At 73.1% G+C, this 23,832-nt stretch carries 25 protein-coding genes; 8 read left to right on the forward strand and 17 right to left on the reverse strand.

From position 1 onward, the window contains the following. Nucleotides 1-69: 69 nt before the first annotated feature. From ACLJQM_RS25910 to ACLJQM_RS25940, 7 genes are read right to left on the reverse strand one after another with little or no spacing between them, the layout of a single operon-like run. Nucleotides 70-3,231, reverse strand: a complete 3,162-nt coding sequence (locus tag ACLJQM_RS25910) for a WXG100 family type VII secretion target (protein ID WP_410633080.1) — start codon at nt 3,229-3,231, stop codon at nt 70-72. Continuing rightward, the gene (locus ACLJQM_RS25915; protein ID WP_410633081.1) at nt 3,231-3,548 is read right to left on the reverse strand and encodes a hypothetical protein; all 318 of its coding nucleotides are present in this window, start codon (nt 3,546-3,548) and stop codon (nt 3,231-3,233) included. The genes ACLJQM_RS25910 and ACLJQM_RS25915 overlap by 1 nt, the downstream gene beginning before the upstream one ends. Beyond that, nucleotides 3,545-3,808 (reverse strand): acyl carrier protein, encoded by a 264-nt coding sequence (locus tag ACLJQM_RS25920; RefSeq protein ID WP_247024143.1) that lies wholly within the window; start codon nt 3,806-3,808, stop codon nt 3,545-3,547. The genes ACLJQM_RS25915 and ACLJQM_RS25920 overlap by 4 nt, the downstream gene beginning before the upstream one ends. Beyond that, nucleotides 3,801-5,441, reverse strand: coding sequence for a fatty acyl-AMP ligase (locus tag ACLJQM_RS25925; protein WP_410633082.1), 1,641 nt, complete (start codon nt 5,439-5,441; stop codon nt 3,801-3,803). The genes ACLJQM_RS25920 and ACLJQM_RS25925 overlap by 8 nt, the downstream gene beginning before the upstream one ends. 10 nt (nt 5,442-5,451) lie before the next feature. Further along, on the reverse strand, nt 5,452-5,961 hold the full coding sequence (locus ACLJQM_RS25930; RefSeq protein WP_410633083.1) for a cysteine hydrolase: 510 nt from the start codon (nt 5,959-5,961) through the stop codon (nt 5,452-5,454). Next, the gene (locus tag ACLJQM_RS25935) at nt 5,958-7,349 is read right to left on the reverse strand and encodes an MFS transporter (RefSeq protein ID WP_410633084.1); all 1,392 of its coding nucleotides are present in this window, start codon (nt 7,347-7,349) and stop codon (nt 5,958-5,960) included. Before ACLJQM_RS25935 ends, ACLJQM_RS25930 begins: the two co-directional genes overlap by 4 nt. Next, nucleotides 7,346-7,789, reverse strand: a complete 444-nt coding sequence (locus ACLJQM_RS25940; protein ID WP_410633085.1) for a MarR family winged helix-turn-helix transcriptional regulator — start codon at nt 7,787-7,789, stop codon at nt 7,346-7,348. Before ACLJQM_RS25940 ends, ACLJQM_RS25935 begins: the two co-directional genes overlap by 4 nt. A gap of 80 nt (nt 7,790-7,869) precedes the next feature. Between ACLJQM_RS25940 and ACLJQM_RS25945 the strand changes: the two genes are divergently transcribed. Beyond that, nucleotides 7,870-8,349 carry a DUF2087 domain-containing protein gene (locus ACLJQM_RS25945; RefSeq protein WP_410633086.1) on the forward strand — a complete coding sequence of 160 codons (480 nt, stop codon included), beginning with the start codon at nt 7,870-7,872 and terminating at the stop codon, nt 8,347-8,349. Here ACLJQM_RS25945 and ACLJQM_RS25950 read toward each other — a convergent pair. Then, nucleotides 8,313-9,266, reverse strand: coding sequence for a sigma-70 family RNA polymerase sigma factor (locus ACLJQM_RS25950; RefSeq protein ID WP_410633087.1), 954 nt, complete (start codon nt 9,264-9,266; stop codon nt 8,313-8,315). The two genes, ACLJQM_RS25945 and ACLJQM_RS25950, sit on opposite strands and share 37 nt — an antisense overlap. Before the next feature lie 47 nt (nt 9,267-9,313). Next, nucleotides 9,314-9,829 carry a bifunctional nuclease family protein gene (locus tag ACLJQM_RS25955; protein WP_247024150.1) on the reverse strand — a complete coding sequence of 172 codons (516 nt, stop codon included), beginning with the start codon at nt 9,827-9,829 and terminating at the stop codon, nt 9,314-9,316. Nucleotides 9,830-9,989: 160 nt separating this feature from the next. On the opposite strand from ACLJQM_RS25955, the gene ACLJQM_RS25960 reads away from it, so the two are divergent. Both ACLJQM_RS25960 and ACLJQM_RS25965 read left to right on the forward strand, forming a co-directional pair. Next, nucleotides 9,990-10,466, forward strand: a complete 477-nt coding sequence (locus ACLJQM_RS25960) for an SRPBCC family protein (RefSeq protein ID WP_360775699.1) — start codon at nt 9,990-9,992, stop codon at nt 10,464-10,466. An 81-nt stretch (nt 10,467-10,547) separates the two neighbouring features. Then, the gene (locus ACLJQM_RS25965) at nt 10,548-11,981 is read left to right on the forward strand and encodes an MFS transporter (RefSeq protein WP_360775702.1); all 1,434 of its coding nucleotides are present in this window, start codon (nt 10,548-10,550) and stop codon (nt 11,979-11,981) included. Here the strand turns inward: ACLJQM_RS25965 and ACLJQM_RS25970 are convergent. Then, the gene (locus tag ACLJQM_RS25970; RefSeq protein ID WP_410633088.1) at nt 11,909-13,312 is read right to left on the reverse strand and encodes a PLP-dependent aminotransferase family protein; all 1,404 of its coding nucleotides are present in this window, start codon (nt 13,310-13,312) and stop codon (nt 11,909-11,911) included. The genes ACLJQM_RS25965 and ACLJQM_RS25970 overlap by 73 nt on opposite strands. 81 nt (nt 13,313-13,393) lie before the next feature. Between ACLJQM_RS25970 and ACLJQM_RS25975 the strand changes: the two genes are divergently transcribed. Then, nucleotides 13,394-14,602 carry an MFS transporter gene (locus ACLJQM_RS25975; RefSeq protein WP_410633089.1) on the forward strand — a complete coding sequence of 403 codons (1,209 nt, stop codon included), beginning with the start codon at nt 13,394-13,396 and terminating at the stop codon, nt 14,600-14,602. On the opposite strand, the gene ACLJQM_RS25980 is transcribed toward ACLJQM_RS25975, so the two are convergent. Continuing rightward, a complete protein-coding gene (locus tag ACLJQM_RS25980; protein ID WP_360775711.1) occupies nt 14,577-16,025 on the reverse strand; it encodes a helix-turn-helix domain-containing protein in 1,449 nt (482 codons plus the stop codon). The two genes, ACLJQM_RS25975 and ACLJQM_RS25980, sit on opposite strands and share 26 nt — an antisense overlap. 137 nt (nt 16,026-16,162) lie before the next feature. On the opposite strand from ACLJQM_RS25980, the gene ACLJQM_RS25985 reads away from it, so the two are divergent. From ACLJQM_RS25985 to ACLJQM_RS25995, 3 genes are read left to right on the forward strand one after another with little or no spacing between them, the layout of a single operon-like run. Further along, nucleotides 16,163-17,176, forward strand: a complete 1,014-nt coding sequence (locus tag ACLJQM_RS25985) for an amidohydrolase family protein (protein ID WP_360775714.1) — start codon at nt 16,163-16,165, stop codon at nt 17,174-17,176. A 1-nt stretch (nt 17,177) separates the two neighbouring features. Continuing rightward, nucleotides 17,178-17,852, forward strand: a complete 675-nt coding sequence (locus ACLJQM_RS25990; RefSeq protein ID WP_410633090.1) for an iron-sulfur cluster assembly protein — start codon at nt 17,178-17,180, stop codon at nt 17,850-17,852. Further along, entirely contained in the window at nt 17,849-18,874 is a 1,026-nt protein-coding gene (locus ACLJQM_RS25995) for an NAD(P)-dependent alcohol dehydrogenase (protein ID WP_410633091.1), read from the forward strand. Before ACLJQM_RS25990 ends, ACLJQM_RS25995 begins: the two co-directional genes overlap by 4 nt. A gap of 30 nt (nt 18,875-18,904) precedes the next feature. On the opposite strand, the gene ACLJQM_RS26000 is transcribed toward ACLJQM_RS25995, so the two are convergent. The 6 genes from ACLJQM_RS26000 to ACLJQM_RS26025 form a co-directional block, all read right to left on the reverse strand. Next, on the reverse strand, nt 18,905-19,687 hold the full coding sequence (locus tag ACLJQM_RS26000) for a hypothetical protein (protein WP_410633254.1): 783 nt from the start codon (nt 19,685-19,687) through the stop codon (nt 18,905-18,907). A 93-nt stretch (nt 19,688-19,780) separates the two neighbouring features. Next, nucleotides 19,781-21,298: a CehA/McbA family metallohydrolase gene (locus tag ACLJQM_RS26005; protein WP_410633092.1), complete on the reverse strand. Its 1,518-nt coding sequence runs from the start codon at nt 21,296-21,298 to the stop codon at nt 19,781-19,783. 99 nt (nt 21,299-21,397) lie between these two features. Further along, on the reverse strand, nt 21,398-21,724 hold the full coding sequence (locus ACLJQM_RS26010; RefSeq protein ID WP_360775729.1) for a hypothetical protein: 327 nt from the start codon (nt 21,722-21,724) through the stop codon (nt 21,398-21,400). A gap of 313 nt (nt 21,725-22,037) precedes the next feature. After that, on the reverse strand, nt 22,038-22,196 hold the full coding sequence (locus tag ACLJQM_RS26015) for a hypothetical protein (RefSeq protein WP_410633093.1): 159 nt from the start codon (nt 22,194-22,196) through the stop codon (nt 22,038-22,040). A 298-nt stretch (nt 22,197-22,494) separates the two neighbouring features. Continuing rightward, the gene (locus ACLJQM_RS26020; protein ID WP_410633094.1) at nt 22,495-22,734 is read right to left on the reverse strand and encodes a hypothetical protein; all 240 of its coding nucleotides are present in this window, start codon (nt 22,732-22,734) and stop codon (nt 22,495-22,497) included. A gap of 12 nt (nt 22,735-22,746) precedes the next feature. After that, a complete protein-coding gene (locus ACLJQM_RS26025; protein WP_410633095.1) occupies nt 22,747-22,992 on the reverse strand; it encodes a hypothetical protein in 246 nt (81 codons plus the stop codon). 353 nt (nt 22,993-23,345) lie between these two features. Here ACLJQM_RS26025 and ACLJQM_RS26030 point away from each other — a divergent pair, with 353 nt between their 5' ends. Next, nucleotides 23,346-23,585, forward strand: a complete 240-nt coding sequence (locus tag ACLJQM_RS26030) for a hypothetical protein (RefSeq protein WP_247024164.1) — start codon at nt 23,346-23,348, stop codon at nt 23,583-23,585. Nucleotides 23,586-23,832: the final 247 nt, after the last annotated feature.

Consider the following 23,832-nt stretch of genomic DNA (forward strand, 5'->3'; position numbering starts at 1 on the left):
GCTCGGCGCGGCCTGAGCGGCACGCGCGGTGTTCGATGATTCGCTCGCAAGCTCACTCATGCGTCTCCCTCACCAGCTCCGGCGGGCGGTCGGCGGGTCTTCGTCGTCGTTGAGGGAGCCGATGATCCGGCGGCCGGGCTCACCGAGGTTGTCGAAGACAGCGCCTTCGATCCGGTAGGCGGGCGACTTGCGTTCGGTGTCTCCCCCGCCCGCGCCTTGGCCGCCGCCCATGGCACCCATGCCCGCCATCCCGCCGCCCATCGACGAGCCCGGTGCGCCGCTCGCCCCGGCGGCCGCGGGCGCGAACGCCGAGACGGGCTGCGGCTGCGCGCCGCCCGCGCCGGTGTGGGCACCCCCGGACATCGGCGTCTCGCCGAGCCCCGCGCCGCCCGGGTCGAAGCCCGCGCCGGTGAGGCCGGCCCCGCCGTGCGAACCCCCGCCGATCCCGGCCGGCGACGGGCTGCCCCCGCCGCCGTGCGAGCCGCCGCCGTGGTCCCCGGCGCCGTGGTCGCCGGAGCCGGGGTCTCCGGCGCCGTGCGGCTTGAGGTCCTCGAGGGTGCCGCGGTGGGTGGGCAGGTCGTCGTCGAGCTTCTTCGACGGCGTGTCCCCGAGCGCGTCCGACGGCTTGTCGTCTTCGCCGAGGGTGTAGGTCGTCGGCTTCCCGGTGCCGTCATCGACCGTGACGACGGTCGGGCCGTCCGCGCCGTCGGGCCGTTCGGCGGTGATCTTGAGGTCGCCGTCCTGGATGTGGATCTTGCCGTCCGGGCCCGGGCGGTAGCAGTCGTCGTCCGTCCCTTGTGGACCGTCGGTGGACTTGCCGTCGCCGGACCAGTCGAGCTTGAAGTCCTTCGGGTCGCCGGGTCCGTCGCCGACCTTGATGTCCATCTTGCCGTCGTGGTCCGGCTCGGTCATCTCGAAGGTCTTGTCGCCCTGCTTGACCTTGAGGACGTCGGGGTCGTCGTCGCCCTTGGCGTCGGGCTTGCCGTCGCCGTCCTTGTCGCCGCCGAGCAGGCTGTCCGGCTTGCCGTCGCCGTCCTTGTCCGCGAGCGGGTCGTCGGGCTTGCCGTCGCCGTCGGCGTCCAGGCCGGTGTCGCCCGGCTCGGTCTTGATCGGGTCGCCGTCCAGGCCCTTGAGCGCGTCGGCCGCCTTCTTCTTGGCGTCTTCCACCGCCTGCTGCGCGTCGGCCTTGCCGTCGTCACCGGAACCGGAACCGTCACCGGAGCCGGACCCCTCGCCGCCGCCCGAGCCCGAACCGCCGCCGAGGCCGCCGGCGCCGTCGTCGGTCTGGATGCCGGGGCCGCTGAACTCGCTCAGCGCGTCCGCGGCCTTCTTCTTGGCCGCCTCGGCAGCGGCGGCCGCGGCGTCCTGGCCGCTCGAGGACGGGGACGGCGTCGAGGAGGGCGACGTGTCGTCCGAACCCGGACCCCCGCCCGAACCCGAGCCGCCACCCGAACCACTGCCTGACCCGCCGCCCGAGTCACCGCCGAGTCCCGCGCCCGCGCCGGAGTCCGTCTGGATGCCGGGGCCGCTGAACTGGCCCAGCGCGTCCGCGGCCTTCTTCTTGGCTTCCTCCGCGGCCTGGGCCGCCTGCTGCTTGGCCGCCTCCGCCTGGGCCGCGCCGTCGTCCTGGCCGCCGCCCGGCGAGCCGGAACCGCCGCCCGCGGAACCGCCGCCTCCGGTGGACCCGTCCGGGATCGGCGGGATCGAGCCGCCGGAGCCGGAGCCCCCACCCGAACCGCTGCCGGAACCACTGCCCGAGCCGCCGCCCGCCCCGCTGGGTGTGTCGGTGCCGGAACCCCCGCCGGAGCCGGAGCCCCCGCCCGGCGCACCGGAGCCCGAGCTCGTGTCGGGGATCGGCGGCACCTGGCCACCGCCCCCACCGGTGCCCGAACCACCGGAACCCGAGCCGGACCCACTGCCCGAACCACCGGAGCCGGACCCGCCGCCCGAGCCGCTACCCGAACCGGATCCGCCGCCCGAGCCACCCGGACCGCCACCGGCGCCGCCGGTCGTGCCGGGACTACCGGGACCGCCCGAGCCCGCGCCGCCGGTGCCGCCGGCGCCCTCGAACTCGTTCTTGACGCTGCCCATGACCTTGTCGAGGGCGTCGTACGCCTGGTCGACGAGGTCCTTCGTGTCCTTGCAGGTCTTCTCGAAGCCCTTGTACAGCCGGTCCCACATGTCGGGGTTGAACTGGTTCTGGATCCACTGCTTGGCCAGGTCCTGGCCGTGCTTCTTGATCTCGTCGCCGTCGCAGCAGCCCTGGTCGTTAAGGGTCTTGACCAGGTTGGTGCCGAAGTTGAGGTCCATCCAGCCCGCGATCTGGGCGAGGTCCTGCTCGTTGCCGTGCTCGCCGCTGGCGACCGCGACGACCTTCTGCGCCATCGTGTAGTCGGCCTTGCCGACCAGGTCGGTGTACATCCCGATGACGGCGTCGGCCTTGCCCTTGCACAGCTGGAACACCGTCGTGGCGGTGTTCTTCGTCGCCTCGCTCGCGTTGCCGAGCGTCTGCGACAGCTTGGCCGCCTTGGGCTGGATCTTGTCGTTGTAGTTGTCGGACGCCGCATCGGCACCCGCGCCGCTCCAGGTCTGGTACAAGGTGCCCAGCTGGGAACCGGTGTCCTGCACCGTCCGGTCCACCGTCTCCGAACCGCGCTTGAAGTGCGCGGCGTCGGCGACGAAGTCCGCGAAGCTGATGCCGCGCTGCTCGTCGAACGGCGTGCGGATGTCCTTGTCGAGGTCGAGCGCGCGGGTGTTGCCGCGGCAGTCGTCCGGGATCTTGGCCAGCAGCGAGCCGAACGTCTCGAACAGCTTCAGCGCGGGGGCGGCGGCGTCGAAGATCTCGTCGGACGTCTTCGTCCCGCTGGTGGTCCCGTCGTCACCGGACGCGGGCGGCTGGCTGCCGTCGAGCTTCGACTTGCCCTCGTCGACGGCCTTCTTTTCCTGGTCTTCGTTGTAGGAGTTCTGGTCGCCGCTCTGCTTGGCCTTGTCGAAGGCCTCGTCGACCGACTGCCCGGCGAACAGCGGGTTGGCGCTGTACGCGTTCGCGTACTTCTCCGCTTCCTGCCGCTTCTGCTTGATCTCGTCCGGTTCCTGGTCGGCCAGGAACGGCGGCGGTGGCGGGTTTTCGCGCAGCCAGCTGCTGATCAGCGCGCTCTTCTGGCCCGCGGGGACGCTCGGGTCGTCCAGCAGCGCCTTGACGTCGGACCACTTCTTCTTCTCGTCCGCCATCAGAGCGTGCCCCCGGCGTTGGTGATCGCTCCGGACTGGTTGTCCTCGTTGGTGCTGTAGCTCGACCCGGCGGTGCCGAGGTTGGTGCCGAACGACCCCAGCGTGCTGCTGTAACCGGAGACCGCGGCCCACAGCGCTTGCGCGCCCGCTGTGTACTTCGTCGCGTGGGTGCCGTGCGCCCGGCCGAACTTCTCCGCGGTCACCTGCGAATTCTGCAGGTCCGGGTTGTCGTCCAGCAGGTTTTCCGCCAGGTCACCGATCGTCTTCGAGGCCGTCGACAACGCCTCGGTCGTCGCGGTGTACCCCCCGCCGCTCATTTCAGCGCCTCTCCCTCAGTTCCGCCAGTTCCCAGGGCTTCCGCGAGCACGGCGGCCACCGAACCCACGTCGGTGAACCGATCGAGCTGGTCCAGGTCGATCGTCACGCCGTAGTAGACCTCCAGCGCCGCCAGCAGCTTGATCCGGCCTTTCGAGTCGATCCCCAGCTCCTCCAGGGGAGCGTCGGGCTCGACGAGGGCCGGGTCGAGCCGGAAGGTCTCGCTGACGACCTTCGTGACCTCGGCGCGGTGATCACCCACGGTCGCCACCATAACGTGCCTTCGCGGCCGACCGGGCGACCTTCCCGCTGGAGGTGCGCGGAAGTCCACCGGAAGGGACCAGATGCACCCTGCGGAGGGTGAGAGCGTGCTCGGCGGACACCGCGCGCAGCACGGCCCGGGTCACTTCCTTGACGTCCGCCTCGGCCCCGCGCGCCCACTCGGCGACCACCACCGCGCCTTCGCCGTCGTCGTCGGTCACGCCGAACGCGGCGACGCGGTCGCGGCGGACGGCCGGGTGGGCCTCCGCGGCCGCGGCCTCGATGTCCTGCGGGTGGAAGTTGCGGCCGTCGACGACGATGAGGTCCTTGAGCCGCCCGGTCACGTAGAGGTCGCCGCGGTGCACGACACCGAGGTCGCCGGTGCGCAGCCAGCCGCCGAGCCCGTCGAGGACGCCGCCGAACGCCGCGGCGTCGCCGCGCCCCCAGTAGCCGGTGGCGACGTTCGGGCCGTGGATCCAGATCTCGCCGACGGTGCCGTCGGGCTGCTCGTGTCCGTCGTGGACGATCCGCACGCGCTGCCCGACCGGCCGCCCGACGGACACCAGTTCCTGCCCGTCGACGATTTCGACCGCCTGCCCCTGCGCGAGGGCTTCGCGGTCGAAAACGGCGCCGCGCGGCCCTTCCGGCCCGGCGCTCGCGACGTACACGGTGGCTTCGGCGAGCCCGTAGGACGGCCGGTACGCCTCGCGCCGGAACCCGTGCGGGCCGAAGACCGCCAGGAAGCGTTCCCCCGTGCCCGGGCGGACGGGCTCGGCGCCGTTGAGCGCGACCCGCACGTCCGAGAGGTCGAGGCCGTCTTCCGCGCCGGCCTCGGCCGCGAGGTCGTAGGCGAAGTTCGGGGCCGCGGTGAACACGGCGGGGTAGTCGGCCAGCTGCCGCAGCCACCGCCGCGGCCGGTGCACGAACTCCGCCGGCGCCATGAACACCGCCCGGCCGCCGGCGAAGACCGGCAGGCACAGCAGCTGGATCAGGCCCATGTCGTGGAAGAACGGGATCCAGCCCGCGCAGGTCGTGCCTTCGTCGACGGAGTAGGCCCGGCCGCCCTGCCAGCAGGCGGCGACGATCGCCCGGTGCGGGATCACCGCGCCCGCCGGCTCGCGCGTCGACCCGGACGTGTACTGCAGGTACGCGGGCGCTTCCGGGTCCGGGAACACCGGATCGGCGCCCGGGCCGGTCAGCTCGTCGACCACGACGACGTGCTCGTGCGCGGGCAGCCGCGCCGCCGCGGCCGCCGACGTCAGCCACACGCGGGCACCGGAGTCGGCCAGCACCCCGGCGAGCCGCTCGGCCTGCGCCGCGTTCGACGGCACCATCAGCGGGACCGCGACGAGCCCGGCGGCCAGCGCGCCGAAGAACGCGAGCGGGTAGGCGAGCTCCTGGCCCGCGAGGATCGCGACCCGCTCCCCCGGCTCGGCAGCCCGCCGCAGCTCCCCCGCGACCACGCGGACCCGGGCGGCGAACTCGGCCCAGGTCAACGTGTGCTCGGCGGCGCGGGGGTGGTCCTGGTGGGTGTAGAGCGGCCGCGGATCGTCCGCGCGGGCGAAGAGCCGCTCCACGATCGAGACGCGCAGCACGTCCTCGGGCACGGTCACCGGCGCGGTCGGACGGGGCACGCTGCGGAACCTACCGGTCGGCCCGGAGGTCCCCGAGCCCGGCCACGTCCACGACCGCGCACGTGCGCGGGAACAGCGTCCCGGTGAGGAAGTCGTGCGTCGCCGCTTCCCGGTCGGCGCAGGCGTCGCGCGGCACGACTGTGCGGAAGTCGCGGTCCATCGCTTCGCGGACCGTGCTCAGCACGACGCCGCTGGTGCTGATCCCGGCCAGGACCAGCGTCGTGATCCCGCGCGCACGCAGCCGCGCTTCGAGGCCGGTGGTGGTGAAGGCACCCACGCGGATCTTGCGCACCCGGACGTCCTCGTCCTCGGGCACGAGCCGCGCGTCGATCTGCGTGGCGGGCGCGTCGGCGGGCATCGCGGGCCGGTGGTCGGCGGTCGCGATCGCCGCGAACACGCTCGTTTCCGGGATGGCGTCGAATTCGGCGTCTTCGAACGCGACGCGCACCCAGCCGACGTGCCCGCCGTGCGCGCGGACGCCGTCGACGGCGGCGGTGCAAAGCGGTGCGGTCCGGGTCAAGCGGGGGCATCTTCGTCCTCGGGCCGGGGGGTGCGGCGGGGCAGGGCACGGTCGAACACGGTCAGCAGCAGGAACAGGACGCCGATGCCGACGAGCAGCAGCGCGAACCCGTGCAGGCCGGCGGTTTCGGCGGCGGGGCCGAAGAAAGCGCCTTGCAGCGCGGAAGAGACGATCGCGCCGAGGTAGCCGAAGGTGCGCAGCAGCCCGGCCGACGCGGCGATGTCGGCGGGATTCGCCTGGCGGTACACGGAGTTCTGCAGCGCGAGGCTGTTCAGCCCCTGCGGCACCCCGGCCACGAGCGCGATGACGACGAGCAGCCAGACGGCGGCCGAGGCGTCCAGGGTCAGCAGCAGCGCGCAGCCCGCGAGCTGCCCGACCGCGGCGACGACCAGCTTGCCGCGCACGGCTTCCCGGCGGCCGCTGACGAGGGAGACGACGATCGCGGTCGCGAACAGCGGCAGTGTCGCGAGCCCCGCCTGGGCCGCCGACAGGCCGCGGGCGTGCTCGAGCCATTGTGTGTAGCCGTAGAGGAAGCTGTACGCGACAACGTAGGCGAGCAACGCGCGGCCGTAGGTGCGCAGCAGCGGGCCGTTGCGGCCGAGCAGCCGCAGGTCGATGAACGGGTGCGCGCAGGTCAGTTCGCGAACGGCGAAGCCGATGGCCCCGGCGGTCGCGAGGACCGGCAGGTACCACTGCCCCGCGGCCGGGTGCATCAGGAACAGCAGCAACGCGACGAGCGTGCCGGCGAACAGCGCCATGCCGGGGAAATCGAGGTCGAACCCGCCTTTCGACCCGCGTTTCGGCGCCTTCGGGAAGCGGCGGGCGCCGAGGACGAAGGCGACGAGCGCGATCGGGATGTTGATCGCGAAGGTCGCCCGCCAGCCGCCGACGCCGATCAGCAGGCCGCCCAGCGCCGGGCCGATCACCGAGATCGTCTGGGTCGAGACCGCCAGCACCGTGAGGACGGACGCGGGGCTGTCGTGGCCGGTGCGTTCGCTTTCGTCGCGGATCAGCCGCATCGCCGCCGGGTAGCCCGCGCAGGTGCCGAAGCCGAGCACGACCCGGGCGGCGATCAGCACGCCGAGGTTGGGCGCGAACGTGCCGAGCACGCCCGCCGCGCCGACCAGCGCCGTGGCCGGGAGGAACAGCCGGCGCGGGCCGTAGCGGTCGATCAGCCGGCCGGCGACCGGCTGCCCGACGGCGGTGGCCAGGTACAGCGCGGAGATCAGCCACGCGGTGGCCGACGCGGGCTGGCCGAACGCCACGCCGATCGGCACCAGCGCGACCGCGATGATCGTGGAGTTGACCGGGTTGAGCACCGCGCCCGAGATGAGCGGGGCCAGCAGCTTCCGGTCGAACCCGGCCCGCGGCCGTTCGCGCGTCGTCATGGTTCGACGATGCGGCCGAGCAGGGCGAGCGCCTCGTTGACCACGGCGACTTCGGCTTCGGTGAGCTGCTCCGCGAGCGCACGGGCCAGCCACTCCTCCCGTGACGCGCGGGCCCCCTTGCCGTACGCGCGGCCTTCGGGCGTGAAGAAGATGAGCTGGCGGCGGCCGTCTCCGGGGTCGTCCTCGCGGCGCACCAGGCCGAGCTTTTCCAGCGCGGCCACGGTCGCGGCCATCGACTGCGGGCGCACCCGCTCGGCGCCGGCCAGCACGCTCGCCGTCGTCGGCTCCAGCTTCGCGAGCCGGGCGAGCGCCGAGGCCTGCGCGGACGTCAGGTCGCCGACCGCTGTCGCGTCCATCATCTTCCGCCGCAGCCGTCCCACGAGCACGCGCAACGCCTGCGCGGCCGCGATCGCCGGAGCGGGAACCGTTTTCGGAGGCATATCGACAGGGTAAACTGATCAGGCAACCCTGTCGAATTTCGCCGACGACGGCGCCGGTGATTTCCGGTACCTTCCGGGCCATGGCCTCACCGGAAGCACTGGTCTCCGCGCTCGCGGACCCGGAACGACTGCTGCTGTTCGCCCGCATCTGCGCCGCCCCCGAGGGGCTGCCGGCCGGCGAGGTCCCGGCCAAGCTCGTCAGACGGCTGGCCGACGCCGGGCTCGTGACCGCCGACGGCGACCACTGCCGGCCGGTGCCCGGCGTCTTCCGCGAAGCGCTCGCGAAGGGGCCGACGGACCCGCTCGACGGGCTGTTCCGCCACGGCAGGCTCGTCACCATCCCGCATTCGGGCAAGCGGCGGCAGCTGCTGCTCGCCCACCTCGCCGAGCGGTTCGAGCCCGGCCGCCTCTACACCGAGCAGGACGTCCGCGAGAAGCTCGTGATGGTCCACGACGACCACGCGACCCTGCGCCGCTACCTGATCGACGAAGGCCTGCTGCAGCGCAGCAACGACGGCGGTGCCTACGGGCGCCCGTCGGAGGCCCGCGCCGCCGGCTGAGTCGCGGGCAGGTCGAAGGACGCCAGCACGGCGGGGTCGGCGAACACGACGTTGTGCGCCACGCCCGCTTTCGTCACGGTGAACACCTGCAGGGTGTGCAGCCGGTACACCGCGGTGCCGTCGCGGCAGTACGCGACCAGCGCGGGCTGGCCGTTGGCCGTCGCGGGCGTCATCCGCCAGTCCGGGCCGCGCACGGCGAACAGCCGCTCGAGGAACCGGCCGTAGTCGTCGCGGCCGCGGAACCACAGCGGCACCGGCGGCATCTCCATCACGACGTCGTCGGTCAGCAGCCCGACCAGGCCGGCGACGTCGGCGCGTTCGAACGCCCGCACGTAGCGGTCCAGCACCGCGCGCACCGCCGCGTCGGCCGGCTCGGCGACCTCCTCCACGGACAGCCCGCCGAGGCCGGCCCGGGCCCGCTGCAGCGCGCTGTTGACCGAGGCCGGAGTGGTGTCGAGGAAGCCGGCCACCTCCGCGGCGCTGAACTCGAGGACGTCCCGCAGGATCAGCACCGCACGCTGCTTCGGCGGGAGCGTCTGCATCGCCGCCAGCAAGGCCAGCCGGACCGTGCCCCGGCCGGGGTCGTCCGAGCGCGCGTCCGGGAACGGCTGCAGCCAAGGGATTTCGAACGACGGCGTCAGCGGGGCGGCCGGGTCTTCACTCGGCCGGCCGAGCCCGGACGGCAGCGGGCGCCGGGCGCGCCCTTCCAGCGCGGTCAGGCAGACGTTGGTCGCGATGCGGTAGAGCCAAGTGCGCACCGAGGCCCGCGCCGGGTCGTAGCCCGGCCACGCCTTCCAGGCGCGGACCAGCGTGTCCTGCACCAGGTCCTCGGCCTCCTGCACCGAGCCGAGCATGCGGTAGCAGTGCGCCAGCAGCTCACGGCGGTGCGGCTCGGTGGCCGCGGCGAAGTCCGGCATCGGCGTCCCTCCCGCCGCGGAATGTACCGGCGCGAGGGGCGGATCGCTCACAGATCGTCGAAGTCCTCGGGCCGCAGGCCGTCGAGCTCGGCGCGGAAGCGGGCGACCTCGGCCTCGGTGTCGAGCACGTCGGCGGCCGGCCCTTCCGTCTCCTGCTCGACCTCCAGCTGCACGGACGCGACGTCGAGCACCTCTTCGGCGACGCTGATCGGCGCGCCCTGGCGCAGGCCGAGGGCGACCGCGTCGCTGGGGCGGGCGGACACGCGGGTGCCGGAGGCGAGCACGAGGTCGGCGTAGAAGATGCCGTCGCGCACCTCGGTCAGCTCGACCGCGGCGACGCCCTGGCCGAACGCCGCGAGCACGTCGCCGAGCAGTTCGATCGTGCCGGGGCGCGGCTGCGCGATCTGTTCCCTGGCTCGCACCAGCGCCTCGGCTTCGCCGTAGCCGATCATGATGGCGAGCCAGCGCCGGGCGCCGTCGGGTTCCCGGAGCAACATCAGGGGCGCTTCCCCCGGCACCGGAACGGCCATCCCCACGACCTCGATCGGGATCACGCTGACCACCGCACCCTCCGTGTCAAGACTCCTCCGCGCGCGAGGTACCCAGAATGACCGGATCGCAACCCGGTTCGCGCCACCGGTTTTTTGCGGCGCGGCTCTCCTCGGCTGCGGAGTACGCCGGGATACCTTGCCCGGGCGGCGGGCGCGCTGTCACCGTCGTGGGGTGGAACCGACGATTTCGCGCAGCGTCACCGTCCCCGCCGACGCGGGCACGGTGTGGTCGTGGGTCACCGACCTGCCCCGGATGGGCGAGCTGAGCCCCGAGAACGTCGGCGGCCGCTGGCTCGACGGCACCGGCCCGGCCCTCGGCGCGCGGTTCCGCGGCCGCAACGTGAACGGCGCCCTGCAGTGGTGGACGCGGGTGCGGGTGGTCGCGTTCGAGCCGGAGCGCCGGTTCGCCTTCGACGTGCGGACGCCGTTCGGCTCGCGGGTCTCGCGCTGGGAGTACGTGCTGGCGCCGGCGCCGGGCGGCTGCGTGGTGACCGAGAACTGGTACCGGATCGGCAGCTGGATCGTGCGGAAGTTCATGGGCCCGCGGGTCACCGGCCGCGCCGACCGGCCCGGGTACAACGTCGAGTCGATCGAGTACACGCTCGCGGCGCTCAAGGCGCGGGCCGAGGAGCAGGCCGCCGCCGCGTGAGCTAGATCGCTCCGAACTGGTCAGTCTCTTGTTGAAACTCACGTTCTCCGGCTAGGTTGCTTTTCCGGACCTAGGAGGGACATGACCGACACCGCGCCGAAGCCCGGCCTCGTGCTGCTGGTCGTCTCGACGGCGGCGTTCCTGGCCAGCCTCGACACGTTCATCGTCACGATCGCCTTCCCCGGCATCCGGGCCGCGTTCCCGGGCGACGACCTGGCGACGCTGTCGTGGGTGCTCAACGGCTACACGGTGCTGTTCGCCGCCTGCCTCGCCCCGGCCGGGCGGCTGGCCGACCGCTACGGCCGGAAGCGGCTGTTCCTCGCCGGGGTCGCGGTGTTCACGGTGGCCTCGGCGGCCTGCGCGGTGGCGCCGTCGATCCCGGTCCTCGTGCTCTTCCGCGCGGTGCAGGCGATCGGCGCGGCGCTCGTGATGCCGACTTCGCTGGCGTTGCTGCTGACGGCGTTCCCGCCGCACCGGCGGCCGCTGGCGGTGGGCGTCTGGGCGTCGGTGGGCGCGGCGGCCGCGGCCCTCGGCCCGCCGGTCGGCGGCCTGCTCGTCGAGGCGTCCTGGCGCTGGGTGTTCCTGGTGAACCTCCCGATCTGCGCGGCGACGCTGCTGGCCGGCCCGCGGGTGCTGCGCGAGTCGCGCGACACCTCGACCGGCGTCCCGGACCTGCTCGGCGCGGCCGGTCTCCTGGCCGGCGTGGGCGCCCTCGCCTACGCGCTGGTGTCGGCCCCGGACGACGGCTGGGGTTCCGGCGGCGTCCTGGCGGCGTTCGCGGTGGCGGCGCTCGCGCTGGCCTGGGTCCCGCTGCGCTCGGCCCGCCACGCGGTCCCGGTGCTGGACCTGCCCGCACTGCGCGTCCCGACGCTGTGGCTGGCGTGCGCGACGACGGGCGCGTTCGCGGCCGGCTTCGCGGCGATGCTGTTCGGCAACGTGCTGTTCCTGACGTCGATCTGGCACGACTCGATCCTGGTCGCGGGCCTGTCACTGGCCCCGGGCCCGCTGATGGTGGTCCCGGTGTCCATCCTCGGCGGCCGGTTCGTCCACCGCTTCGGCCCGGGCCCGATCGTCGCCCTCGGCGGCGTCTCGTTCGGCGCGGGCGTGCTGATCTGGCTGCTGCGCATGGACGCGATCCCGGACTACGCGGCCGCGATGCTGCCGGGCCAGTTGCTGACGGGCATCGGGGTCGGGCTGATCCTGCCGAGCCTGTCGGGCGTGGTGGGCACGGTCCTGCCGCCGGCGAGGTGGGGCGCGGGTTCGTCGATGGTGACGACGATGCGCCAGATCGGAACGGTGCTGGGAACGGCGGTGCTGGTGGCGGTGTTCGCGGGAACGCCGGACCTGACGGACTTCCGCCGCGGCTGGCTGGTGGTACTGGCCACGGCGGTGGCGACGTGCGCGGGCGGGCTGCTGATCGCGGCCCGGCGGCGGACGGACCACTACGGGGAACCCCAGGCCCCGTCCAGCACTTCGAGTCCGTCGTCGATCCTCTCCACCGGGATCGAGCCGTAGCCCAGCACCAACCCGGGCTGCGGAAAGCCGCCGCACAGATCCGACAGCGTCTGCACCGCGGCCCCCGAAGCCGCGGCCCGCGAGGCGATCGGCTCCAGGTCCACCTCCGCCAGCGCGCACAAATGCAGCCCGGCCGCCGACGGGACCACCCGGAGGCGGTCCGCGAACCGGCGGTCCAAAGTGGACACCAGCCGCTCGTGCCGGTCCGCGTACACCTTCGTCGCGCGGCGGAGGTGGCGGGCGAACAGGCCCTCGTCGATGAAGCGGGCCAAAGCCGCCTGCGCTGGGAGGTCGCCGTGCCAGTCGGAGAGCTGGCGGGCGTGGCGCAACGCCTCCCGCAGTGACGCCGGTGCGACCAGGAAACCCAGGCGCAGCATCGGGAGCAGCGTCTTCGAGAACGATCCCACGTACGCCACCCGCCCGCCGCGGTCCAGGCTCTGCAACGGCTCCAGCGGCCGGTCCGAGAACCGGAATTCGCTGTCGTAGTCGTCTTCCACGATCACCGCGTCCGCGCGGGCGGCCCACGCCAGCAGCGCCGTCCGCCGGGCCAGGGACATCGGGGTGCCGAGCGGGAACTGGTGGGACGGCGTCACGTACACCAGCTTCGTGCGCGGAGGCAGCGCCGCGACGTCGAGGCCCTCGCCGTCCACCGGTACTCCGACGACGTCGGCGCCGTGCGACGCGAACAGCAGCTTCGCCAGCCGGTAGCCGGGCTCTTCGACGGCGACCCGGTCGCCCGGGGACAGCAGCACGCGGCACAGGAGGTCCAAAGCCTGCTGCGCGCCTTGGGTGACGAGGACGTCGCCGGTGTCCGCGCGCACCGAACGCGAGACACCGGCGTGGCGGGCGATCGCCGCGAGCAGGGCCGGGTGGCCGCCCGGGTCGGCGTACTGGGCCACGCCGTCGCGGAGTTCGCGGGAGAGGAAGCGGCGCCAGGTTTCGAGGGGGAACAGCGCCGGGTCCGGGATGCCGACCCGGAAGTCGAAGCGCGGCACCTGGACGTCGGCGGCGACCGGGGGCGGCAGCGAGCGCCAGACCGGCTTCGGTTGCGGCCCCGCCGCCGAGGGTGCCGAACGCGGTCGCGGCGCAGGCAGCGACGCCGAGACGTACGTGCCGGCGCCGACGCGGCCGGTGAGGAAGCCGTCGGCGGTGAGGCGGTCGTAGGCCACCGCGACCGTGTTGCGCGAGACCGCCAGGCGCCGGGCCAGTTCGCGGGTCGGCGGCAGCCGCTCCCCCGCGCGCAGCCTGCCGTCCAGGACGGCGTCGCGCAGCTGGCGGTAGATCCGGACGCTGAGGTCGCCACGCCCGGCCAGGCTGACGTGGAAGTCCATCGCGCGAGCCTACATTGGCCCAATCCGAATAGTCAGAATTGGATCTGGGATCAAGCCAAAGCCGGACCTACCGTCATCCTCATGACGAAGACCCCGGACCGCCTGCTCGCCGCCGCTCAGCTGGTGGGCTCGCTCGGCGACGGCGCGTTCCTGACCTGCTCGGTGCTGTTCTTCACCCGGATCGCCGGGCTGACCCCGGCGCAGGTCGGGCTCGGCCTCACCCTCGGCTGGGCGGTCGGCTCGGTCGCCGGGGTGCCGCTGGGCCACCTCGCCGACCGGCACGGCGCCCGCGGCTCCGCGGTGCTGCTGGCTCTGGCGACCGGCGCGTCGATCCTGACGTTCCTGGTGGTCCGCTCGCCGGTGCTGTTCATGCTCGCCGCCTGCCTCTACGGCAGCTGCCAGACCGGCCTGGCCGCCGCCCGCCAGGCGCTGCTGGCCGCGCTCGCCGATCCGGAACGCCGGACGCGCATCCGGGCGCAGCTGCAGTCCGCGGGCAACGCCGGGCTCGCGGTCGGCGCCGGCCTGGGCGGGCTCGCGCTTTCGGCCGACACCGCCTCGGCGTACCTCACGGTCTTCGTCCTCGACGCCGGGAGCTTCGCGGTCACCGCGGCGCTGCTGCTCGCGCTCCCCGCCGTGCCGGTGGCGGCGCCGCGCACCGGCGAGCCGAAGCTGGCCGTGCTGCGCGACCGCCCGTACGCGCTGGTGACCCTGCTCAACGCGATCCTGCTGCTGCGCATGCCGTTGCTGAGCGTCGCGATCCCGCTGTGGATCGTCGAACACACCGCCGCGCCGAGCTGGACGGTGTCCGCGCTGTTCGTGCTCAACACGGTCGTGGTGGTGCTGCTGCAGGTGCGGGTCGCCGGACGGCTGGCGGGCACCGGCGCCGCGGCGCGGATGGTCCGCCGGTCCGGGGTGCTGCTGCTCGTCTCCTGCGTGGCCTTCGCGGGCTCGGCGTACGGCAGTTCGCCGTGGATCGCTTTCGCGGTGCTGGTCGTGGGCGCGCTGGTGCAGGTGGCCGGCGAGATGCTGCAGTCGGCGGGCTCGTGGGAGATCGGCTTCGCGCTCGCGCCGGCCGATCAGCAGGGTCAGTACCAGGGCTTCTTCGGCACCGGCGTGTCGGTGGCCCGCGCGCTCGGGCCGGTGCTGCTCAGCACCGTCGTGATCGGCTGGGGCCTGCCGGGCTGGCTGCTGCTGGGCGCGGTCTTCCTGGCCGCGGGCTGGGCGATGGGGCCGGCGGTCCGCTGGGCCCAGGCCGCGAAGCCCGTCAGGATTTCAGTCGCCGCGCGTTGAGCCCGTACTGCGCCAGTTTCCGGTAGAGCGTCGCGCGGCCCATGCCGAGCTTCGCCGCGGCCTGCACGACCGTCGCGCCCGGCTCGGCCAGGCAGCGGACGATCTCGTCGCGTTCCAGCGCCTGCAGCCGGCTCAGCCGGTGCCCGACCCCGGTGAAGACCTCCGCGGGCAGCTGCGGGGTGTCGACCACCTGAGACCGTGAAGCGGCTTCGCGCACAACGCGCCGAAGCTGCTTCGCGTTCTCCGGCCAGTCGTACGCCGTCAGCGCGCGAGCCGCCGCCGGGGTGAACGTGACGTCGCGGCCGCGGTCGCGCCGGGCGAAGTGGCGGGCCAGCGGGAGGACGTCGTCCGGGCGGAACCGCAGCGCCGGGACCTCCACGACCCGGTCGACCAGCGGGCTCAGCGCGACCGGCACCGAAGCGGCGTCCGCGGCGGTGAGGACGAACGGCGGCAGCTCGTCGTGCCGGACCTCGGCGAAGAGCCGGGCCAGCTCCTCCGCCGCCCACGCCGGCAGCGCGTCCACGCCCGAGACGATGACGCAGGTTTCGGCCTTGGCCAGCTCGGGCGTCCACAGCGTCAGCCAGCTGCCGACGTCGTCGGGGGCCGGCGGGCGCGCGTTGAGGACGCGTTCGCGGGGCCGCAGCTCCCGCCGCGCCAGCGACGCCAGCGCCGTCTTGCCCGCGCCCGGTTCGCCGACGACCGCGACGACCCGGCCGCCGGCCAGCGCGGTCCGCGCTTCGGCGACCGCCGTGCTCCAGGCGGGCGAGAGCCGCGGCAGGTCGCCGGGGTCGACCCGGTCGGCGTAGACGCGGAAGACCTCGCCCCGCGGGGTCGGGCGGGCGGTGCGGCCGGACGCGCGGGCCAGCATCAGCGCGGCGGTGTTCCCGGCCGCGGCCTGGGCCAGCGCGAGCAGCAGCTCCGAGGACTGCTCCGACCACGTCGTCAGGTTGACGCTGCCGGCCAGCCCGCCGGTCAGCGGGTCCAGCACCGGCACCGCCGCGCACGTGTAGCCGCGCAGGTCGGTGCAGTAGTGCTCGGCCGCGCGCACCAGCGACGGCGCCCGGTCGGCCAGCGCCAGGCCCAGCCCGTTGGTGCCCGCGTTGCTCTCCGCGAAGTAGAAGCCGGGTGCCAGGTGCACCTTGTCGAGCGAGCGGTTGATGCCGGCGTCCGTGCACAGCCGGCTCAGCACGAGGCCTTCGCTGTCGGTGATCATCAGGCTGATCGGCTCGTTGGCCAGCGTCGCCTGCAGGCCGCGCAGCACTTCGGTGCCGCATTCGTAGAGCAGCGAGCCGGTGTCGACCGCACCGGAGAACACCGGCACGACCTCGTCTTCGGGGACGCCGTAGCGCTCGCTGCGCTGCCAGGACGCCCGCAGCCGGGCCGCGTCGAACGAACGCGTGACCTGCATTCGCGGGTACTCCACCTCGGCCTCCCGGGACGCCTCGTCGCGTCGGACTCCCAGCCTACGTCCGCCGTCCGGGCCGCGGCCGCCCCGCGCTGTCTCATATCGAGACACCCGGCGGGTCCCTGACCAGCGCCGACATCCCTAGCGTCCCCCGCATGTACAGCAAAGACGGCGAGACCTACTTCATCGTGGACGCCCACGTGGCGCTCTGGGACGCGCGTCCGGAGAACCAGCGGAACATCCACGGAAAGCAGTTCATCGACTGCTTCTACGACTACCACCGCAACCTGAGCCCCGAAGCCGAGGTCTGGCCCTACGAGGACTACCTCTACCAGGGCGGCGAGCGGCTGATGCGCGACCTGTTCGAGAACGGCTACGTCGACCACGCGATCTTCCAGCCCGCGCACCTCGGCGCGTTCTACGAGAACGGCTTCGGGCAGACCGAAGAAGCCTTCGCGCTGACGCGCAAGCACGAAGGGAAGCTCACCTACAACCACTTCTTCGACCCGCGCTTCGAGCAGGCCGGGATCGACCAGCTGCGCCGCGACGCCGAGCGCTTCAACCTCAAGGGCGTCAAGCTCTACACCGCCGAGTGGCAGGGCGATTCGCGCGGCTACAAGCTCGACGACAAGTGGACGTACAAGTACTTCGAAGCCTGCCAGGAACTGGGCATCAGGAACATCCACGTCCACAAGGGACCGACCATCCGGCCGCTGGACCGCGACGCCTTCGACGTCGCCGACGTCGACCACGCGGCGACCGACTTCACCGACCTCAACTTCGTGGTCGAGCACTGCGGCCTGCCGCGGCTGGAGGACTTCTGCTGGATCGCGACGCAGGAGCCGAACGTCCACGCGGGACTCGCGGTCGCCATCCCGTTCATCCACACGCGGCCGCGGTACTTCGCGCAGATCATCGGCGAGCTGCTGTACTGGCTGGACGAGGACCGCATCCAGTTCTCCAGCGACTACGCGCTGTGGACGCCGAAGTGGCTCATCGAGCGGTTCGTCGACTTCCAGATCCCCGAGGACCTGCCGGAGTACGCGCCGCTGACCGTCGAGCAGAAGAAAAAAATCCTCGGGCTCAACGCGGCGGCGATGTACGACATCCCGGTCCCGGCGGAACTGCGGCTGGCTCCGGTCGAGCCGCAGGCCGTCTCGGTGGCCTGACGTGGATGCCCGCACCGCGCTGGACGCGGTTCTCGACCCGGAGCTCGACGAGCCCATCACCGATCTCGGCTTCGTCAAGTCCCTCATCGTCGACGGCGGCCGCGTGACCGTCCGCTTGCGGCTGCCGACGTCGTTCTGCGCGCCGAACTTCGCCTACCTCATGGCCTCGGACGCGAAGGACGTGCTGACGGCGCTGCCGTGGACCACCGAAGTCGTGGTGGAGCTGGACGACCACCACGACTCCCCGCTGATCAACGCCGGTCTCGCCGCGGACGCGGGGTACCGCGGGACGTTCGGCCACGAGGCCGACGAAGACCTCGAAGAACTGCGGGAAACCTTCCGCCGCAAGGCCCACCAGGCGGCGATGGAACGCGCGCTGACCGTGCTGCTGCGGGCGGACGAGGACGTCGACCTGCACGGCGTCACCCTCGCGGACCTGCCGGACGTGCCCGCTTCAGCGGCTTTGCGCCGCCGCCGCGAGGCCCTCGGGCTTCCGGCCGAGCCGTCGTCGCCGGTGCTGGTCGACCACGACGGAACCCCGTTCCCCCGCGAGGAAATCCCGCTGCGGCTGCGGTTCGCCCGGTCGGTCCGCATCTCGATCGAGGGCAACTCGCACTTCTGCCGCGGCCTGCTCCGCACCCGCTACCCCGAGTCCACTGTGGAGGTACCAGCGTGAAAGCCGTCCAGGTCGTCGGGTACGACGAACCGCTGCGGATGACCGACGTCCCGGAGCCGTCGGCGACCGGGCCGTACGACGTCGTCGTGCGGATCGGCGGCGCCGGCGTGTGCCGCACCGACCTCCACATCCTGGAGGGGCAGTGGAAGGAGAAGTCCGGCGTCACGCTGCCCTACACGATCGGGCACGAGAACGCGGGCTGGGTGCACGCGGTCGGCAGCGCGGTCACGAACGTCGCCGAGGGCGACAAGGTGATCGTGCACCCGCTCATCACGTGCGGGCTGTGCCGCGCGTGCCGCTTCGGCGACGACGTCCACTGCGAGCAGTCGCAGTTCCCCGGCATCGACACCGCGGGCGGCTACGCGGAGTACCTCAAGACGTCCGCGCGCAGCGTCGTGAAGATCGACGACTCGCTGGAGCCGGCCGGCGTCGCGGCGCTCGCGGACGCCGGGCTGACGGCGTACCACGCGGCGGCCAAGGCGGCCCGGCGGCTGCGGCCGGGCGACAAGTGCGTCGTCATCGGCGCGGGCGGGCTCGGCCACATCGGCATCCAGGTGCTCAAGGCGATCTCGGCCGCCGAGCTGATCGTCGTCGACCGCAACCCGGACGCGGTGAAGCTGGCCCTCTCGATCGGCGCCGACCACGGCGTCATCGCCGACGGCTCGCAGGTCTCCGCGGTCCTCGACCTGACCGGCGGCCACGGCGCGGAAGCCGTCATCGACTTCGTCGGCGAAGGCGGGGCGACCCGGGACGGGATCGCGATGCTGCGGCGGGCCGGCGACTACCACGTCGTCGGCTACGGCGAGAACATCGACGTCCCGACGATCGACGTCATCTCGACGGAGATCACTCTGGTCGGCAACCTGGTGGGCTCGTACAACGACCTGTGCGAACTGATGGTGCTGGCCGCGCAGGGCCGCGTGAAGCTGCACACGGCCCGCTACCGGCTGGCCGAGTTCCAGACGGCCCTGGACGACCTCACCGCGGGGCGCATCCGCGGCCGCGCGATCCTCGTCCCGTGACCGAGTAGCGCACTTTCACGTGAAAGTGCGCTACTCGCTCGGCTGGGCCGCCGGGGCCTGGTGGAGCGAGAGGTCCTGACCGGCGGCGGAGTCCTGGGCCCAGGCGCCGGACTCCGCCGTCCACGTCTGCCCGGCGTAGCTCACCTTGTCCACGCCCAGCGCCTCCGCGCGGCCGACCAGCCAGCTCGCGTACGCCCAGCCCTGGGCGGCCGGGTGGGCGCCGCTCAGCGTGGCCGTGCCCAGCTCCGCCGTCGCCTTGGCGGCGAGGTCGCCCGGGGCCGCGAGGGTCAGGTTGCGGCAGGTCAGCGCGGCCGGGAACTGGCCGTTGAACGCCGCGGCCATGGCGCGGGCCTGCGACTCCCACTGCGCGTACGCGTCCGGCACCCCCGAACGCTGGATCTCCTGGGCGGCCTCGGTGATCGGCAGCGTCTCCCAGCCCGGCAGCTTCTCGAGCTTCTCGTAGAACGCCGTCGCCGCGTAGACGGGGTCGCGCAGCTGCGCGATCGTGCCCCAGCCCTGGCTGGGCCGCTGCTGGAACAGCCCGACCGAGTCGCGGTCACCGCCCTCGAGGTTGCGCAGCTTCGACTCCTGCAACGCCGTGGCCAGCGCGACCGTGGCCGCGTGCGCGGGCAGGCCCAGCTTCGTCCCGACCGCCGAGATCGTCGCCGCGTTGTCCATCTGCTCCGGCGTGAACGTGTAGCCGTCCTGCCCCGGCTGCGCGACGGTGCACCCCGGCGTCCGCACCGGACTGCGCGACAGCACCACCGCCACGACGATCCCCGCGGTCAGCACGACGACCGCCCCCAGGAAGATCGCCACCTTCAGGCCACACCCGCGCACCCTGCCTCGCCTTCACCCGTTCGCACCAGTCTGCCAAAACCAGGACGCGGGGCGGCGGGTGGAGGTTCAGTGACCCGTGCCGAGGAAGATCGGGTTCGACATCGCGACCATCGCGTTCGGCTGGCTCGTGTTCGGGCCGCCCGACGGACGGCGGACCTCGACGCGCACCCAGCGCGAGTAACGCGGGTACGTCGTCCACGTCACCGTGGCCGCTCCCGAGTCGCCGATCGTCTCCGTGTGCTCCGGCCCCAGCTGATCCAGGAACGTCACCGTCGTCCCCGGTACCCCGCCGACCGCCGCGCGCACCGTCACCGGTGTCCCCGTGCCCACCGGCAGCGACGAGCCGATGCCGGCCGTGCGGCCACCACCGGAGGCCGTGAAGTCCAGCTGGACCGCCGCCGACTCGGCCAGCCACGAACGCCCGGCCTTCAGCCCGGCCAGGAGTTCCTTCCGGCGGAGCCGGTCGGCGAGCACGACCGTGTGCGGCAGCCCCACCCGCTGGTCCGGGTTGTGCGCGTCGGAGTCGCCGATCGCCGGGATGAACCGGCCGCCGCGCAGCAGGCCGTCCCAGTGGATGACGCTCGCCTCGTCGTCCTGGGTCCACGGGCCGTTCCAGACCTCGACCAGGTCGGCGATCTCGTACGCGAACTCGTAGGTGCAGCCGAAGCAGTTGGCGAACGGGTGCGCCGCGGTGACCAGGCCGCCCGCGCGGTGCACCTGGTCGGTGAACCGGCGGAAGTCCTGCGGGTCGGCCGCGCGGTAGCGCCAGTCGATCCAGGTGCCGGCGGGCAGGCCGATCGCGGGCCAGTGCCCGGACCGCGTCGTCACCTCTTCGCCGTTGAGGATCAGCAGGTCGTCGGTGGCGTACCGACCCCAAACCAGCTGCGAGCTGGACGTGTTGTGGTCGGTCGAGACGATGAAGTCGAGGCCGGCCGCGCGGGCGTCGGCGACCAGCTGGTCCGGCGTGCGGCGGCCGTCGGAGTGGACGGTGTGCAGGTGGCCGTCGCCGCGGTACCAGGCGCGGCCGCGCTCCCGGGCGGGCGCGGTCTCCGGCGCCGGGTCCGGCTGGAACGTCTCGGCGTCCGGGCCGAAGGTGAGCGTGATGTCCACTTTGTAGTTCAGGCCCTGCGGCGCGACCGTGTACGGGCCGAGGATGACGTGCCAGCGGCCGGGCCTGATCGGGCCGGCCAGGTAGCCGGGCGTGGCCTCGGACGCGCTGATCGAGAACCGGTCGCGGAACCCGCCCGACCAGCCGCGGAAGCCGCGGGCGTTGCCCAGTTCGTGGCCCTCGGGCCCGAACACCCCGATGTCGCAGGCGTTCCCGCGGGTGCCGGCGGGCACCTGGGGCTTGTCGTAGGAGTAGACGACGTCGATCTGCCGCACCCCGCGCGGGACGTCGACGGGCAGGTAGTACCAGTCCGGGACGTCCGGCTTCAGGGTGCCGGTGACGGTCCGGGTCTGGCTGCCGGTGCCGCCCGGCTGGTCGGCGAACGCGACGCCGGGCAGCATCCCGAAGGCCGCCCCGGCCGCCGCCACCCCGCTCGCGCGCAGCAGCGCCCGGCGGCTCAGGTCCCCAGAACTCATGCGTACCTCCGCATCGAAAGACATCCCGACGCTAGGCCGCGAACGCGAACGCGGACAAGAACCGGCGGTGAACTTTCGGCGCGTGGCGGCCGGTTCCGGTCAGGACCTGGCGCGCCGGGCGAGGATCTTCGCGAGCGCGACCACGGTGACGGCGGCGGCCAGCCCGAGCCGCGTGACGTCGATCGCGGGCACCCAGGTCACGCTGCCGCCCCGGACGACGAACGCGCCGGCGGGCCGGGCGAGCACCCCGAACCCGGCACCCTCCCGCACCGGCAGGGCACCGGTGTCACCGCCGCCACCGCCCCCGCCGCCGAACACCGTCGCGGCCGGGATGACGACGGCGCCGTCCCGCTCGACCGGCTCGCCGTAGACGAGTTTCGCGGAGAACAGGTTCTGGGCCGACGCGGCCAGCTGCCCGAGTTTCATCCCGCCATCCTGGCCGCACCGGCCCGCCGCGCGCACCTCCCGCCGGGCTGTCCACTACGGAATCGGTGCAGCGCTGAAAAAATTGCGCTCAAGGTGTGGCAAAAAGATGTGTCCGAAACCTTTCCCCGGATTCGGCGGTAGCTTCGCACCGCACGAATCCATTCGGGACAGGCGTCTGCTCGATCGAAGACTTCCCGCCCGGAATCACCGATCTCTCCTGCACCCACGACGACGCCGGCGGTTTCCACAATTACGTCAAGCAGTTCACGGCGCCGAACTTCTGGTACACCGACGGCGGGGTGCTGTCCTGGCTCTACGGCGAGCAGTACGACGACTGGCAGGGCACGTACGGCTTCGACGCGTGCGTCGCCGAGTACCACTCCGGGCACGGAATGATGGACGGCAACGGCGTCTTCCGGATGCCGATGGGCGGCGCCTGGGGCGGCTCGGCCTTGGCGAGCTCGGCCGACATGCGGCTGGGCAACGAGGTCGCCCGCTACCTGGGCCTGAGGATGATCTTCGGGTTCGAGTCCACCAGCGTGGACAGCCCGGACTACGGCGCGTACTTCTTCGGCAAGTGGAACGGCAACGGCCACAAGTTCGGCAAGGCGTGGCTGGACGCGTCCTGGGACATCGACCACCACCAGGCGCCCTCGGCCGTCGCGTGCGGTGCGACGCAGGCCGAGGCGCAGGACCGGCTGTGGAACGAGGGCTCCTTCTCGAGCGCCGCCGCGGCTCTCGCCGGCGCAGCTGGGCGAGCTGGCCGGGCACTACGGCGTCCGGCTGGGCGGCGGGCGGCCGGCGGCGCCGGGCCCGCACGGCGTCGTGCTGGGTGCCGAGGGGAGCGGCCCGCGGCTGACCGTCGACCACCGCGGCGTCCGCGAGATCACGTTCGCCGAGGCGGACGGCACCGGCCGGGACGCGCCGAGCGCTGCCGAAGCGGTCCGGATCGCCCAGGACGCCGTCGAGACGTTCGGACTGGCCGACCGCGTCGACCTCGTGGCGGACAAGGTGCGCCACTCCTACCACGCGGGCGGCACGCTCGAGGAGGTCGCGGACCCGCGCGTGCGCGAAACCCACGTGGTGTGCACGCAGCTGGTCGACGGCCACCCGGTCGTCACGCCCGGCCTGGGCGAGGTGCGGGTCGCCATCGACGGCGGCGGCACCGGCACGACGATCGTCGACGCCACCCGCGAGGTCGACCGGCTGACCGGGAGCGCGCCGGCGGCACCGCCGGCCACCCGCGAGGCGACCCGCGAACCGTCCACTGTGGACGAGGCACTGGACGCGGCGCTGCAGCGCCTGCTGCGCCGCCTCGCGGCCGGCGGCCGGGTGCCCGCCGAGGTCCGCGCGGTCCCGGATTCGACGGCGGTCGGCTACGCGCTGCGCGGCGACGACGGCACGCAGGTCGTCCGGCGGACGGTCGAGGTGGACTGCGGCGAAGGGCTCGCGAAGCGGTACGTGCTGGAGGCGCCGCTGCGGCGTGTGCGGGGGCGGGGCGGCCGGCACCCGGTCAGGGGGTGCCGGCCCGCCGCACATCCGAAGTGTGAACCCGGTGTATCCGGGGCATTAACCAGGCACACCTGTGTCCAAGGGGAGTGCGTACCGAGGGGAGACCGCGATGACCTTCGACTTCGTCGGCCGCTGGCTGGGCCGGCATCGCGAACAGCCGGGCGTCACGGTGGACCTTTCGTGCGGTGGCCGCGTCACGCTGCGCGAGATCGACGGGCGCCCGGTGCTGGCCATCACGACCGCGCCCGGGCCGGACGGGCGGTGCGAAGTCGCCGCCGTGCCGTTGTCGGATGCCGAACGCCGCGAGCTGGGCCAGGTCCTCGGCCCGGCCGTCCTGCTGGCTTCCTGACCGGGGCCCCTACTTTCGCGGATCTGGATGTTTTCCGGCTCGAACCCGCCGTAGGCTGCGCACCGTGCTTTGTGGCAGCCCTCGCGAGAAACGCGGTCCCGGCAGTGTGGCGCGGGTCGCTTTTTGTGGGGTTCCCACAACGCAGCCGCCTCGGCATGCGCCATGGCGGACATTGGTCTACCCCGCGGTAATCCAGCAGGGTGTAGACAGGTGCAGGCGACGCCCCAGGACAGGTGCGTCGCCTTCT

Source organism: Amycolatopsis sp. cmx-4-83 (assembly GCF_046548815.1).
Classification (GTDB): Bacteria; Actinomycetota; Actinomycetes; order Mycobacteriales; family Pseudonocardiaceae; genus Amycolatopsis; species Amycolatopsis pretoriensis_A.